This window comes from Stutzerimonas tianxiuensis, from assembly GCF_053470365.1.
Window position 1 is genome coordinate 158,148 of sequence record NZ_JBPVWS010000004.1, and the last position, 13,673, is coordinate 171,820.

The 13,673-nt window shown below is 63.4% G+C and carries 9 protein-coding genes; 3 read left to right on the forward strand and 6 right to left on the reverse strand.

From position 1 onward, the window contains the following. The first annotated feature begins 97 nt into the window (after window positions 1-97). The gene (locus tag ACSSNI_RS07330) at window positions 98-2,068 is read left to right on the forward strand and encodes a BCCT family transporter (RefSeq protein WP_200636281.1); all 1,971 of its coding nucleotides are present in this window, start codon (window positions 98-100) and stop codon (window positions 2,066-2,068) included. Between the two features lie 34 nt (window positions 2,069-2,102). On the opposite strand, the gene ACSSNI_RS07335 is transcribed toward ACSSNI_RS07330, so the two are convergent. Then, complete coding sequence (locus ACSSNI_RS07335) at window positions 2,103-3,743, reverse strand: putative bifunctional diguanylate cyclase/phosphodiesterase (protein WP_200637106.1); 1,641 nt, start codon at window positions 3,741-3,743, stop codon at window positions 2,103-2,105. Window positions 3,744-4,006: 263 nt separating this feature from the next. On the opposite strand from ACSSNI_RS07335, the gene rep reads away from it, so the two are divergent. Further along, window positions 4,007-6,016 carry a DNA helicase Rep gene (gene rep, locus ACSSNI_RS07340; RefSeq protein WP_200636279.1) on the forward strand — a complete coding sequence of 670 codons (2,010 nt, stop codon included), beginning with the start codon at window positions 4,007-4,009 and terminating at the stop codon, window positions 6,014-6,016. Window positions 6,017-6,298: 282 nt separating this feature from the next. On the opposite strand, the gene ACSSNI_RS07345 is transcribed toward rep, so the two are convergent. The 5 genes from ACSSNI_RS07345 to gap all read right to left on the reverse strand — a co-directional run bounded on the left by ACSSNI_RS07345 (window position 6,299) and on the right by gap (window position 11,959). After that, window positions 6,299-7,063 carry an IclR family transcriptional regulator gene (locus ACSSNI_RS07345; protein WP_200636277.1) on the reverse strand — a complete coding sequence of 255 codons (765 nt, stop codon included), beginning with the start codon at window positions 7,061-7,063 and terminating at the stop codon, window positions 6,299-6,301. 264 nt (window positions 7,064-7,327) lie between these two features. After that, window positions 7,328-8,830 (reverse strand): CoA-acylating methylmalonate-semialdehyde dehydrogenase, encoded by a 1,503-nt coding sequence (locus ACSSNI_RS07350; protein WP_200636275.1) that lies wholly within the window; start codon window positions 8,828-8,830, stop codon window positions 7,328-7,330. Between the two features lie 3 nt (window positions 8,831-8,833). Continuing rightward, window positions 8,834-10,000 (reverse strand): iron-containing alcohol dehydrogenase, encoded by a 1,167-nt coding sequence (locus ACSSNI_RS07355; protein ID WP_200636273.1) that lies wholly within the window; start codon window positions 9,998-10,000, stop codon window positions 8,834-8,836. Window positions 10,001-10,341: 341 nt separating this feature from the next. Beyond that, window positions 10,342-10,932 carry a cyclodeaminase/cyclohydrolase family protein gene (locus ACSSNI_RS07360; protein WP_200636272.1) on the reverse strand — a complete coding sequence of 197 codons (591 nt, stop codon included), beginning with the start codon at window positions 10,930-10,932 and terminating at the stop codon, window positions 10,342-10,344. 10 nt (window positions 10,933-10,942) lie between these two features. Next, on the reverse strand, window positions 10,943-11,959 hold the full coding sequence (gene gap / locus ACSSNI_RS07365) for a type I glyceraldehyde-3-phosphate dehydrogenase (RefSeq protein WP_200636271.1): 1,017 nt from the start codon (window positions 11,957-11,959) through the stop codon (window positions 10,943-10,945). A gap of 176 nt (window positions 11,960-12,135) precedes the next feature. On the opposite strand from gap, the gene ACSSNI_RS07370 reads away from it, so the two are divergent. Next, on the forward strand, window positions 12,136-13,671 hold the full coding sequence (locus tag ACSSNI_RS07370; RefSeq protein WP_200636270.1) for an alpha-amylase family glycosyl hydrolase: 1,536 nt from the start codon (window positions 12,136-12,138) through the stop codon (window positions 13,669-13,671). Window positions 13,672-13,673: the final 2 nt, after the last annotated feature.

Sequence of the window (13,673 nt, forward strand, 5' to 3'; positions counted from 1 at the left end):
TCAGGGTGCGGGCCCGGTCTAAAGCTGACCGATATGTTAGATTGCGTCCTCTTCGCCACAGGCGGCCACTCCCCAATCTGTAATCAAGGAGCGCAGCATGGAGGCCAACAAGTCTTCCTCTCCCACCCTCAATCCCCCGGTGTTCTACGGTTCTGCCGTGCTTATCCTGTTGCTGGTGATCTACAGCGTCGCGACCCCGGAACACGCTCAAGGCGTGTTCAGCAACGTCCAGGCCTGGATCATCGCCAACGTCAGCTGGCTCTACATTCTTGCTGTCGCGGTCATCCTGCTGATGGTCGTACTGCTGGCGCTCAGCCGTTACGGCGAGATCAAACTGGGCCCTGACCACAGCGAGCCGGACTACAGCTATCTGACGTGGTTTTCAATGCTGTTTTCGGCAGGTATGGGCATCGGCCTGATGTTCTTCGGCGTAGCCGAGCCGGTCATGCACTTCCTCTCGCCTCCGGTCGGTGAAGGCGGCACCGTCGCCGCCGCGCGCGAAGCCATGAAGATCACCTTCTTCCACTGGGGCCTGCACGCCTGGGCCATCTACGCCATCGTCGCGATGATCCTGGCCTATTTCAGCTTTCGCCAAGGCCTGCCGCTGACCCTGCGCTCAGCGCTGTATCCACTGATTGGCGAGCGCATTCATGGCCCGATTGGGCATGCGGTGGACATCTTCGCCATCATCGGTACCGTGCTGGGGGTTGCCACCTCGCTGGGGCTGGGCGTCACCCAGATCAATACCGGCCTGAATCACCTCTACGGCGTGCCCATTTCCGTTCCGGTGCAGATCATGCTGATCGCCGGAACGACCGTCCTGGCCACCATCTCGGTGGTCACCGGCCTGGACAAGGGCGTACGGCGACTGTCCGAGCTGAACCTGACTCTGGCGGTGCTATTGCTGTTACTGGTGCTGATCGCCGGCCCGACCGTGTTCATCCTGCAGACCTTCGTGCAGAACACCGGTAATTACTTCTCCCAGATCGTCACCGCCACGTTCAACCTCTATGCCTACGAACCGAACGACTGGATCGGTGGCTGGACCTTGTTCTACTGGGGCTGGTGGCTGGCCTGGTCGCCCTTTGTTGGCCTGTTTATCGCCCGCATTTCACGTGGCCGCACCATCCGCGAATTCGTCACCGGCGTGCTGCTGGTGCCAACGGCTTTCACCCTGCTATGGATGACCGTGTTCGGCGACACGGCAATTCACATGATTCTCTGGGACCACGTCACCAGCCTGGGCGAAGCCATCGAGCGGGACAGTTCACTGGCACTGTTCGCCTTCCTCGAACATTTCCCCTTCGCCTCGCTGCTGTCGCTGATCGCCATCATCATGGTGGTGGTGTTCTTCGTCACTTCGGCAGACTCCGGCGCCCTGGTGGTGGACATGCTCGCCTCCGGCGGCATGGACAAGACGCCGACCTGGCAGCGGGTGTTCTGGGCTGCTTCCATGGGGATCGTCGCTATCGCGCTACTGCTCGCCGATGGCCTGACCGCTCTACAGACAGCGACCATTGCCAGTGCCTTGCCCTTCACCATAGTGCTGCTCTGCGCCATGTGGGGCTTGCTCAAGGCGCTGCGCGTCGATGCTACCAAGCAGGGCCTGCGCTACCAGGCAGTCAGCACTACCCCGACCGCTCCGCAGTCAGAAGGTGGCTGGCGCAGCCGGGTGCAGAACATGACCCGCTATCCGCGCCGTCGTGATGTAGAACGCTTCCTCAACGAGATCGCAGCGCCCGCCTGCGCCGCCGTCGCCGAGGAGTTGCGCAAGCAGGGTTATGGGGTCGAGCTGACCACCGGCGAGGACAACCGAACCGGACTGCATATTACCCACGAGGGCGCGCCCGATTTCTTCTATCAGGTGCGTCCGCGCGGCTACCCGATGCCGAGCTTCGTCGCGACCGAGGAGGAAGATGGCGATGAGCCCACCTACTTCCGCGCCGAGGTCCATCTCAAGGAAGGCGGGCAGAACTACGATGTGATGGGCTGGAGTCGAGACGGCGTGATTGGCGACATCCTCGACCAGTACGAGAAGCACATGCACTTCCTGCACATGGTTCGCTGATGGTCCGCGCCGGGCTCTTGCCCGGCGCTTCGTTTCAACCGCTGGCTTCGGCCGCGTAACCGCCATTGAGAAAAGAGCCGAGCTCGGCCAGCGGCAGCGGCTTGCTGATCAGATAGCCTTGCACCTGGTCTGCACCGAAGCGCCGCAATTGGCCGAGTTGTGCCGCCCCCTCCACGCCTTCAGCCACCACTTCCAAGCCCAGGTTGTGCGCTAGGTCGATCATCGCGCGAACCAGCCGGCCGTTCTGGGGCCGCGCGGCCATCTGGTCGACGAAACTCTTGTCGATCTTCAGCAGGCTGATCGGCAGTCGGCTGAGGTGTACGAACGACGAGAATCCGGTTCCAAAATCATCCAGCGAGAAGCGCACACCTAACGCGGCCAAGGCGTTCATGGTGCTGCGCACCTGATCGCTGCGCCGCATCACTGCGGTTTCGGTAAGTTCGAACTCCAGCCAATGCGGGTCGACACCGCGCTCCGCGATGAGCCGCTGAAGGGTTGTCAGCAACTGGCTGTCCTGAAACTGGCGGAACGACAGGTTGACGGCCATGTGCAGCTCGCCTGCACCGCTTTCGCGCAGGCTTTGCATGTCACGCAGCGCCCGTGCGATCACCCAGTAGCCGAGCGGTACGATCAAGCCGCTTTCTTCGGCCATGGGGATGAATTCGTCCGGCCCGAGAAGCCCACGCTCGGCATGCGGCCAGCGCACCAGTGCCTCCATGCCTACGATGCGACCTGTATCGATGCAGAGCCGCGGCTGATAGTGCAGCTCAAGGTCATCGCGCCGCAGCGCTCGCCGCAACTCGCCTTCAAGGTCGGCAAGGTGACAGGCGCTACGGTTGACCCGCTCGTTGTAGAGATACCAAGTACAGCCTTGATTCGCTTTCGCTTGGCGCATGGCCACCTGCGCCAGCCAGAGCAGCTGATCGGGGTCTGTATCGGCCTTGGCGTGCGCCAGCCCGAGACTGCAGCCAAGCATCAGGGTATCGCCGTCAATCCAGTAGGGTTCGGCCATCGCCTCGACGATTCGGTCTGCGATTTGCTCCGCACGATGCGGCTGACGCTCTGTATCGAGTAACAACGCAAACTCGTCCCCGCCCAGACGCGCCAGGGTGTCACCCACTTCCAGCTGCGCCTTCAAGCGCGCCACGACCTGCAGAATCAGGCGATCCCCCGCCTGATGCCCAAGGGCATCGTTGACCCGGCGAAAGTTGTCCAGGTCCAGGCAACCGAACGTCAGACCTTGCCCCTCATGCTCGGCCAGGCGCGATGCGAGCAACGCCTGAAAACCCTGGCGATTGGCGATGCCGGTCAGCGGGTCCTGTACAGCCAGCCTCTGCAGCGCGCCCTCCAGGTTGCACCGTTCGCGCGCATAACGCACACAGCGCCCCACCATGTCCGCGCTCAAACGAGGGCCGGGGAGCCAGTCGATGACACCTTCCGGCAGATCCGCAGGTTCATCTTCGAGCAACAGCACGGTAGGCCAGGGAAAGTGCGCCGACGCGGGACGACAGCCCGGCGTGGCAATCAACAGGGCGTGGCTGGACTCGGCAAGCAGAGCGGTGGCGGCCGACCAGTCTTCGGCCACACTCAGTCGATGACGGCCGTGCACAGACGAAAGGGCAACCTGAAGCTCTTCGGTCCACCTGGGCACATCGGCCAGCAGAACCAGACGCATGGGTTGTGTAGACGATCTCACGGTGTTTCCCCGGTTCGAACGGAGCTGGAGGTGGCTCGCCACCTCGACGGTTACACCTCCCTGTGTGAAGCGGGGCGGCAAGCTGAGCAGCCTAAAACGGGCGCCGCGCGCATAGACTAGTGCATCGTGACGAATAACCCAGCCCTGTCGGCGACGACCGGTAGCGCCAGTGCCCGGACGTTACCAATTAGCGGGGCCAGCCCTGCTAAACTCTCGCCCCCGCTTCAACAGACCAAACGAGAATGTCCCGACTCAATCCCCGGCAGCAGGAAGCCGTGAACTACGTCGGCGGCCCCATGCTGGTGCTCGCCGGTGCCGGTTCCGGCAAAACCAGCGTGATCACTCGCAAGATCGCCTATCTGGTGCAGCAGTGCGGCATCCAGGCCCGCCACATCGTCGCCATGACCTTCACCAACAAGGCGGCGCGCGAGATGAGGGAACGCGTCGGCACGCTGCTCAAAGGTGCCGAGGCGCGCGGGCTGACCGTGTCCACCTTCCACAACCTGGGGATGAACATCATCCGCAAGGAATACGCGCGTCTGGGCTACAAGCCCGGCTTCTCGATCTTCGACGACGGCGACATCAAGGCGCTGCTCACCGACATCATGCAGAAGGAGTATTCCGGCGATGACGGCGCCGATGAGATCAAGAACTACATCGACAGCTGGAAGAATGACCTGATTCTGCCTGACGAGGCACTGGCCAACGCGCGCAACCCCAAGGAACAGACTGCCGCCATCGTCTACCTGCACTACCAGCGCACGCTCAAGGCCTACAACGCGGTGGACTTCAACGACCTGATCCTGCTGCCGGTCAAGCTCTTCCAGGAGCACGCCGACATCCTGGAGAAGTGGCAGAACCGCATCCGCTACCTGCTGGTCGACGAATACCAGGACACCAACGCCAGCCAGTATCTGTTGGTGAAACTGCTGGTCGGCATGCGCAACCAGTTCACCGTAGTTGGTGACGACGACCAGTCGATCTACGCCTGGCGTGGCGCGCGACCGGAAAACCTGATGCTGCTCAAAGAGGACTACCCGTCCTTGAAAGTGGTGATGCTGGAGCAGAACTACCGCTCCACCAGTCGCATCCTCAAATGCGCCAACATCCTCATCGCCAACAACCCGCACGTGTTCGAGAAACAGCTTTGGTCGGACATGGGCCACGGCGACGAGATCCGCGTGATCCGCACGCGCAACGAGGACGCCGAGTGCGAGCGCGTGGCGCTGGAGATCCTCACCGAGCACCTGCGTACCCAGCGCCCCTACAGCGATTTCGCCATTCTTTATCGTGGCAACTACCAGGCCAAGCTGATGGAGCTCAAGCTACAGCACCACCAGATCCCCTATCGCCTGAGCGGCGGCACCAGCTTCTTCGCCCGCCAGGAGGTGAAGGACTTGATGAGCTACTTCCGCCTGCTGGTCAACCCGGATGACGACAACGCCTTCCTGCGGGTGATCAACGTGCCGCGCCGCGAGATTGGCTCGACCACCCTGGAAAAACTCGGCAACTACGCCAACGAGCGCAAGATCAGCATGTACGCCGCCGCCGACGAGATCGGCCTGGGCGAGCACCTCGACGCTCGCTTCACCGAACGCCTGGCGCGTTTCAAACGTTGGATGGACCGCGTGCGCCAAGAGTGCGCGCAAAACGATCCGATCGCCGCCATTCGCAGCATGGTGATGGACATCGACTACGAGAACTGGCTGCGCCAGAACGCTTCCAGCGACAAGGTGGCAGACGCGCGCATGGGCAACGTCTGGTTCCTCGTCGATGCGCTGAAAAGCACGCTGGAAAAAGACGAAGACGGCGACATGACCATTGAGGACGCCATTGGCAAGCTGGTGCTGCGCGACATGCTCGAGCGCCAGCAGGAAGAGGAGGAAGGCGCCGAAGGTGTGCAGATGATGACCATGCACGCCTCCAAGGGCCTGGAATTCCCCTCGGTGTACATCATCGGCTTCGAGGAGGAGATCCTGCCGCACCGCTCCAGCATCGAGTCCGACACCATCGAAGAAGAGCGGCGCCTGGCCTACGTCGGCATCACCCGCGCCAAACGCAACCTGGCGCTGACCTTTGCCGCCAAGCGCAAGCAGTACGGCGAGGTGATCGACTGCACGGCGAGCCGCTTCCTTGACGAGCTGCCGCCCGAGGATCTGGTCTGGGAAGGCCAGGAAGACGCACCGGTCGAAGTCAAAGCGGCCCGCGGCAACGATGCGCTGGCGGCGATGCGAGCGATGTTGAAGAAGTAGCCGCAGGCGGTTCAGGCAGACGTAGGGTGGATCACGCTCCATCGATCCACCGGGTCGCGATTGACCGGGTGCGGAGCCAGCGGGTGGCGATCCACCGGCGGGCAATTCACCACATGACGCGGCGCCGAGCGGGACCACGGTGGATGAAAAGAGCGTCATCCACCCTACCCATTGCCGACCGAGCAGCCGCCGTAGGGTGCATCTCGCTACATCGATCCACCGGGTGGTGCTCCACCGGCACTTCACGGTGGATGTGAGAAGCGACATCCACCCTACGGCACCTCAACCGCTGACAATCGCCTCGAGCTCCCCGGCCGCCACCCGCAGGCGCGGCACGAACACCAGCAGCGACTCCATCGAGCAGCGAATCACCGGCGCATGGGTGAACAGGCAGGCGCTTAGCTCGCCGCGGCAATCGCGCACCGGCACGGCGCAGGCGACCATGCCATCGATAAACTCCTCCGAATCGGTGGCCAGCTCCTCTTCGCGAATCCGCACCAGATCGTCACGCAAGGCACTGAGGTCGGTCAGCGTATTGCGCGCCAGCTGCCGAATCGGCAGGCGCGGCAGGATCCGCTCGAGCTGATCATCCGGCAACGACGCGAGATAGAGCTTGCCGCTGGCGGTGCACCAGAGCGGCGTGTGGCTGCCGATGGGCAGGTTGATCTGCAGCGGCCAGTTGGTCTGCACCCGGTCGAAGTAGAGCATATCCAAACCATCGGGCACGGACAGGCCGCAGGTTTCGCCAATCTCGTCGGACAGCTGACGCAGGATTGCCTGACGCAAGGCTTTGTGCCGACCGCTGCCGAGGATATTCACCGCCGTGGCGTGCAGCCGATCACCCGGCAGCAGGCCGCCACGCAGGCCGAACTGCAGAAAACCCTCTTTCTCCAGAGTTTGCACCAGGCGATGGGCGCTGGCCTTGGGGATGTCCAGCTTTTCAGCCAAAGCACTGGGCGTCAGCGGCTCCGTTGCGCCAGCCACGGCTTCGATGATTTCCAGCACACGGGTGATGGAAGAGCCTTTTTCGCGGGAAGTGCTGCGCATCGTCTGCCTTGTTGTTCAAAAAGTGGACCGCCATAGCGCGGAACGAGCGTATCGACGCATGTGGGCTGAACACGCTGGTGGGCTCAAGCCCACCCTACGCGCGTCTATTCATGATTCGCGTCGAGAAATTCGCACCCAGGGCGGGCGAGCTCTGCCCGCACCATGACGATTTTTATCGAGGAAGAGGGGCGCATTTCCGCCGCCCGTGCATGCCCGGTTCTGTAGGGTGGGCTTCGGCCCACCAAGACGCCCCCCTGCAAGTGCCTACTTCATCGTCGGCATCGAGAAATCCGCCCCAGCTCGGATGCCGGTCGGCCAGCGCCGGGTCACGGTCTTCATCCGGGTGAAGAAACGCACGCCGTCCGGACCGTGCATGTTCAGCGGGCCGAAGATCGAGCGCTTCCAGCCGCCAAAGCAGTGGAACGCCATCGGCACCGGGATCGGTACGTTGACGCCAACCATGCCGACCTTCACCTCTTCCTCGTACTGCCGTGCGGTGTCGCCGTCACGGGTGAAGATCGAGGTGCCGTTACCGAACTCGTGGTCGTTGACCAGCTTCAGCGCTTCGTCGAAGGACTGCACCCGCACCACGACCAGCACCGGACCGAAAATCTCCTCTTTATAGATGCGCATCTCCGCCGTTACGCGGTCGAACAGGGTCGGGCCGACGTAGAAGCCGTTCTCGTAGCCCTCGACTTTCAACCCGCGCCCGTCGCAGACCAGTGTCGCGCCTTCTTCGACGCCTAGGTCGATGTAGCTGGAGACCTTCTGCTGATGCTCGCGAGTGACCAGCGGGCCCATGTGCGGCTCGGGTTCGACACCCGTGCCAGGGCCGGTGCGCATCTGGCCGATTTCGCCCTTGAGCATTTCGACCAGGTTGTCGGCCACTTCGTCGCCGACGCAGACCGCCACCGAGATGGCCATGCACCGCTCACCGGCTGAACCGTAGGCGGCGCCCATCAACGAGCCCACCACTTGCTGCGGATCGGCGTCCGGCATGATCACCATGTGGTTCTTGGCGCCGCCCAGGGCCTGGCAGCGCTTACCGTGCGCCGAGGCGGTGCTGTAGATGTACTCGGCAATCGGCGTCGAGCCGACAAAACTCACCGACTGCACGCGCTCATCGGTCAGCAGCACGTCCACCGCTTCCTTGTCGCCGTTAACGATGTTCAGCACGCCCGCCGGCAGTCCGGCTTCGGCCAGCAGCTCCCCAAGCAGCATGGTCGCGCTCGGGTCCTTTTCCGAAGGCTTGAGGACAAAAGTATTCCCGCAGGCGATGGCCACCGGCAGCATCCACAGCGGCACCATGGCCGGGAAGTTGAACGGGGTGATGCCGACGCAAACGCCCAGCGGCTGCATCAGCGAGTTGGAATCGATGTCGCGCCCGACATTGGGCGAGAACTCGCCCTTGAGCAGATGTGGGATGCCGCAGGCGAACTCCACCACTTCAAGGCCGCGAGTGACTTCGCCCTGAGCGTCTGAAAAAACCTTGCCGTGCTCCAGAGAGATCAGCCGGGCGACGTCGTCGCGACGCGCTTCAAGCAGCGCCTTGAAGCGGAACATGACGCGGGCACGCACCAGCGGCGGCGTCTTCGACCAGCCATCAAAAGCAGCCTGGGCCGCGCCGATGGCCTCGCGGGTTTCATCCGCCGAGGACAACGACACGTATAGGCGCGGCTCGCCAGTGGCAGGGTTATAGACGGTCGCGTGGCGTTCGGAGCGGCCAGCGACGGCCTCGTTGTTGATCAGGTTGCCGAGGGTCTGCATGGGTCACTCCTGGTTCCAGACGGTTTCGTAGAGGTCGATGATTTCCGCTTCGGTAGGCACGCGCGGGTTGTTGCCGGGCGAGCCCGAGGCCAGCGCCTGCTTGGCCATGGTTTCGCGCAATTCGAAGAAGCGCTCGCGGGTGATGCCGAACTGTTCGGGGCTGGGCACCTGCAACTCTTGGTTGATCGCGCGCAGCTCGGTCAGCAGCTTTTCATTGGCCGCTTCGACGCTGTCGGTTTGCGCCGCCACGCCCATGGCGCGGGCACAGTCAGCGTAGCGCTCAGGCGCGGCGGGTATGGAAAACGCGGTGATCGCCGGCAGCAGCATGGCGTTGGACAGCCCGTGCGGCACATGGAAGAACGCACCGATCGGCCGGCTCATGCCATGCACCAGCGCCACCGAGGCATTGGAGAAGGCTATGCCCGCCAGTGTCGCGCCGAGCATCATCGCCTCACGGGCCTGGCGGTTGCCGGGCTCGTGGAACGCCGGGCGCAAGTTCGGCGCCAGCAGGCGCATGGCCTCAAGCGCCTGGGAATCACTGTAGAGACTGGCCTTGCGGCTGACATAGGCCTCGATGGCGTGGGTCAGCGCATCGATGCCGGTATCGGCGGTCACGCGCGGCGGTAGCGAGAGGGTCAGCTCAAAGTCGATCAGCGCGGCCACCGGCATGAAGCCAAGGCCGGCGCAGAGCATTTTCTCGTCGCTGGTTTCGTCGGTGATGATGGTGAAGCGCGTGGCTTCCGAGCCGGTGCCAGCCGTAGTCGGAATGGCAATCAGCGGCAGGCCCGCTTCACTTACATCGCGTGGGAAACGGTAATCGCGCATCTCGCCGCCGAACTTGCCAAGGATGCCGATGGCTTTGGCCGAGTCGATCGGGCTGCCGCCGCCCAGCGCGATGATCGAGTCGTAACTGCCGGCGCGCACCATCTCGACACCGGCACGGATCGACGCGGCGGTCGGCTCAGGCAGGGTGTCGGCGAAGCAGTCGCTGGGGATATCGGCCTTGGCCAGGGTTTCGCTGATCCGCGCGACGTAGCCCAACTCGACCATCATCCGGTCGGTGACGATCAGCGGCCGCTTGCAGCCAAGGTTCTGGAGTACGGAAACAATCTGCTGACTGGCGCCGGCGCCGACTTCCATCAGGCGCGGCAGGACGATGCGGTGGCTCATGGCGTTCTCCGGGGGGCGGTCGCGGGACGTACAACATCGGCATAGCGCCGAACGAAGCCCGAGATGACGCTGGTCTCGATTGTTATGTTGAGACAGCTCGTCTCACTTGGCTCTGAGACTAGAAACAACACAAGCAGCCGTCAACCTATAACGAGACGTTTTTTCTCGTTATAGGTCATCAAGCATTACGTCGGCGCACGCATTAGGGAAGTGAGCAGCCGCCGGATCGGTCACTGATCTCGCAGTAGCGAGCTTGCTCGCGTTTTACCAAGTAGACGCCAAACTCCGAGCGCTACAGGCGAGCAGAAGCCGCTGAGCTTCCAAGACTTCTTGGGGAACCGCTACCTGCCAGGATCGGCCAGCCGCCGCAGCAAAGCATCGCCTTCGCTCTGCAGGCGTCGGCGTGTCTGCCCGGCCTGTTCACGTGTCGCTCCGGCGTCGAGGCTCGGCATATCGGCATCGACGTTGATCAGCGCCGCACTGAGCCCCGCATGAATCAGCACGGCCCCTGCCTGAACATCGCTTTGCACGTTCGGATCGGTAAGCGGCCAGGCATCGACGGCAAGTTCGAGCGCCTCCAGACAGCAATGCGCCAGGGCCAGCGGCACCGCACAGGCCTGACGCGCCGCCGCCTGCTTGTCCTCGGCTTCCCCTTCACGGGCAGCGCTCAGGTAGTCACTGAAGGCCTGCATGTCGTCGTCGGCAAAGGCCCCAGGTCGGCCCATCAGCGCTTCAGCGGCCTGCAGCAATTGCAGGCGCGCCGGGTTGGCGCCGTGCGCCTCACTGATGCGCAGCCCCTTCACCACCAGCGCCAAGCCGATGTCGGCGGTGACAGCGGCGGCCGCACCGCAACCGGGCGTCGGCTTGTCAGCCGCCACCGCGGCGCGAAAGTCTGCCAACGGTTGCGCCCAGATGCCCTCGCCTCTGCTCATGCGTTTACCTTCAGCTGGCCTGCGCCTTGCCGTCGCCCCAGTGCAGCAGCACATCGAGCATGCGGTTGGAGAAGGCCCATTCGTTGTCGTACCAGGCCAGCACCTTGACCAGATCACCCTGCACGCGGGTATGGCTGAGGTCGGCCACGCACGAGGTCGGATGGCCAAAGAAGTCGCGGGATACCAGCGGCAGATCGTTGCACTCCATCACCCCGAGCGGCATCTTCTGCGCACCGTCGCGCAGAATCTGGTTGATCGCTTCAACGCTGCCCGGCGCACGTTCGGCAGTGAAGGTCAGGTCGACCAGCGACACATTGGGCGTTGGCACCCGCACCGCCAGGCCATCCAGCCGCCCGGCCAGTTCGGGCAGCACCAGGCCGATGGCCTTCGCCGCGCCGGTGGTCGAGGGAATCATCGACTCCGCGGCCGCACGGGCGCGGTAGAGATCCTTGTGCGCCTTGTCCAGCAGGCTCTGGTCGTTGGTGTAGGAATGCACCGTGTTGAGCAGCCCCTGGCGGATGCCTACCGCGTCATGCAGCACCTTGGCCAGCGGCGCCAGGCAGTTGGTGGTGCAGGAGGCATTGGAAATCACCTTTTGATCGCCCAGCAGCTCGTGATTGACGCCGTAGACCACCGTGAGGTCTGCGCCATCGAGCGGGTGTGAGGCAAACACCCGCTTTGCACCCGCCTGCAAATGCTGGTCGATCAGGTCGCGCTTCTTGAACTTTCCGGTGCACTCCAGCACAACGTCGACGCCCAGCTGCTTCCAGGGTAGCTGTGTAGGGTCCCGCTCCTGCAGCAGTCGGATCGACTGGCCGCGGATCTGCATCACGTCATCGCGCAGATCGACCTGGCCGTGGAACCGGCCAAAAGTGGTATCGAAGCGCGTCAGGTGGGCCATGGCCGACCGCTCGCTGAGGTCATTGATCGCTTCGATGTGGATCTGATTTTCCAGATTTCGCTCGAACAGGGCTCGCAGTACAGCTCGGCCGATACGGCCATAACCGTTGATAGCAATACGCAACATGGCGGTCTCCTGGTGTCGTTGAGGCTGGTGAAGGTTAGTCGGAGTATCCCGGGTCGCGTTCAGTACCGTCCGACGGAGATCAACGAATAGGGGAAACCGGAGCACCGCTCGTCAGTCGTAACTCTCACAGGTCCGTTGCGCAGGGCTTGCCGCACACCGGAAAAGGGCTACGAGCAATGAGCGAGTCATCCCAGGCACCCTGGTGGAAAGGCGCCACCATTTACCAGATCTACCCGCGTTCCTTCGCCGACAGCGACGGCGACGGCATCGGTGACCTCAACGGCGTGCTGCGCCATCTCGATCACCTGCAACAGCTGGGCGTCGACGCCCTGTGGCTGTCACCGATCTTCCGTTCGCCGATGGCCGATGCCGGCTACGACATCAGTGACTACTGCGATATCGACCCGCTGTTCGGCTCGCTGGCCGACATCGACCGGCTGATCGCCGAAGCACATGCCCGCGGCATTCGCGTGCTGCTGGACTTTGTGCCCAATCACACCTCCGATGAGCACCCCTGGTTCGTCGAGTCGCGCAGCTCGCGGGACAACCCCAAGCGCGACTGGTACATCTGGCGCGATCAGCCGAACAACTGGCGCGCCGCGCTGGGTGCCGGCAGCGCCTGGACCTGGGACGAACACACCCAGCAGTACTACCTGCACCTGTTTCTGGCCAAGCAACCGGACCTCAACTGGCGCAACCCGGAGGTGGTCGCGGCCATGCATGACGTGCTGCGCTTCTGGCTCGACCGCGGCGTCGACGGCTTTCGCATCGATGTCATTCACTGCACGGGCAAGGATCCAAGTTTCGCCGACGATCCCCGCTGCCAGGCCGGTCAGCCACTGTCGGATTTCAACGACCAGCCCTACAGCCATGAAGTCCTGCGTGGCCTGCGCCGGCTGGTCGACAGCTATCCCGGCGACCGCATGCTGGTGGGTGAGGTAAATATCCGCTCGACCGAGCGCGTGCTGCAGTACTACGGCGCCGGTGACGAGCTGCACCTGGCCTTCAACTTCAACCCGCTCGATGCGCCCTGGGACCCGGTGCTGTTTCGCACCTGCATCCGTGAGGTCGAACACTGGCTGCAACCGTCCGGGGCCTGGCCGACCTGGGTCCTGTCCAACCACGACAACGTGCGCCAGCGCAGCCGCTACAAGGGTTCCGAGCAGGCCGCCCGCGCCGCGGCGGTGCTGCTGTTGACGCTGCGCGGCACACCGTTCATTTATCAGGGCGAGGAATTGGGGCTGGAGGATGCGCTGATCACCGCCGATACCCGTGTCGATCCGGGCGGCCGGGATGGCTGCCGTGCGCCCATTCCCTGGCAAGCGGAGCCACCGCACGGCTGGAGCGGCGCCGAGCCATGGCTACCCTTCCCACCCGAAGCTGACGAGCTCGCTGCAGAGCGGCAGACCGGTGCTGCCAATTCAGTGTTCGCGCTCTACCAACGCCTCCTGGCGGCACGCAAGGCCAGCCCGGCACTGCATAACGGCAGTTTCGAAGAGCTACCGTCACATCCCGAAGTGCTGGTTTACCGCAGACAGCTCGGCGATGACTGTCGGCTGGTCTGCATCAATTTTGCCGAACACTCCCACGCTTACCCGCACGCCGGTGCCTGGCAAGTAGAAGTTGCCAGCGATGGGGTCGGCGAAGGCGAGCCCTATAGCGGAACCTTGAACTCGCTGCAGGCAGTCATTCTGCGCCCGACGGAGGGTTGAGC

Excerpts from the sequence above, each read along its gene's own strand:
- ACSSNI_RS07330 (WP_200636281.1), top strand. The coding sequence starts at position 98 with ATGGAGGCCAACAAGTCTTCCTCTCCCACCCTCAATCCCCCGGTGTTC.
- ACSSNI_RS07335 (WP_200637106.1), bottom strand. The coding sequence starts at position 3,743 with ATGCGTCTGGTTCTGCTGGCCGATGTGCCCAGGTGGACCGAAGAGCTT.
- rep (WP_200636279.1), top strand. The coding sequence starts at position 4,007 with ATGTCCCGACTCAATCCCCGGCAGCAGGAAGCCGTGAACTACGTCGGC.
- ACSSNI_RS07345 (WP_200636277.1), bottom strand. The coding sequence starts at position 7,063 with ATGCGCAGCACTTCCCGCGAAAAAGGCTCTTCCATCACCCGTGTGCTG.
- ACSSNI_RS07350 (WP_200636275.1), bottom strand. The coding sequence starts at position 8,830 with ATGCAGACCCTCGGCAACCTGATCAACAACGAGGCCGTCGCTGGCCGC.
- ACSSNI_RS07355 (WP_200636273.1), bottom strand. The coding sequence starts at position 10,000 with ATGAGCCACCGCATCGTCCTGCCGCGCCTGATGGAAGTCGGCGCCGGC.
- ACSSNI_RS07360 (WP_200636272.1), bottom strand. The coding sequence starts at position 10,932 with ATGAGCAGAGGCGAGGGCATCTGGGCGCAACCGTTGGCAGACTTTCGC.
- gap (WP_200636271.1), bottom strand. The coding sequence starts at position 11,959 with ATGTTGCGTATTGCTATCAACGGTTATGGCCGTATCGGCCGAGCTGTA.
- ACSSNI_RS07370 (WP_200636270.1), top strand. The coding sequence starts at position 12,136 with ATGAGCGAGTCATCCCAGGCACCCTGGTGGAAAGGCGCCACCATTTAC.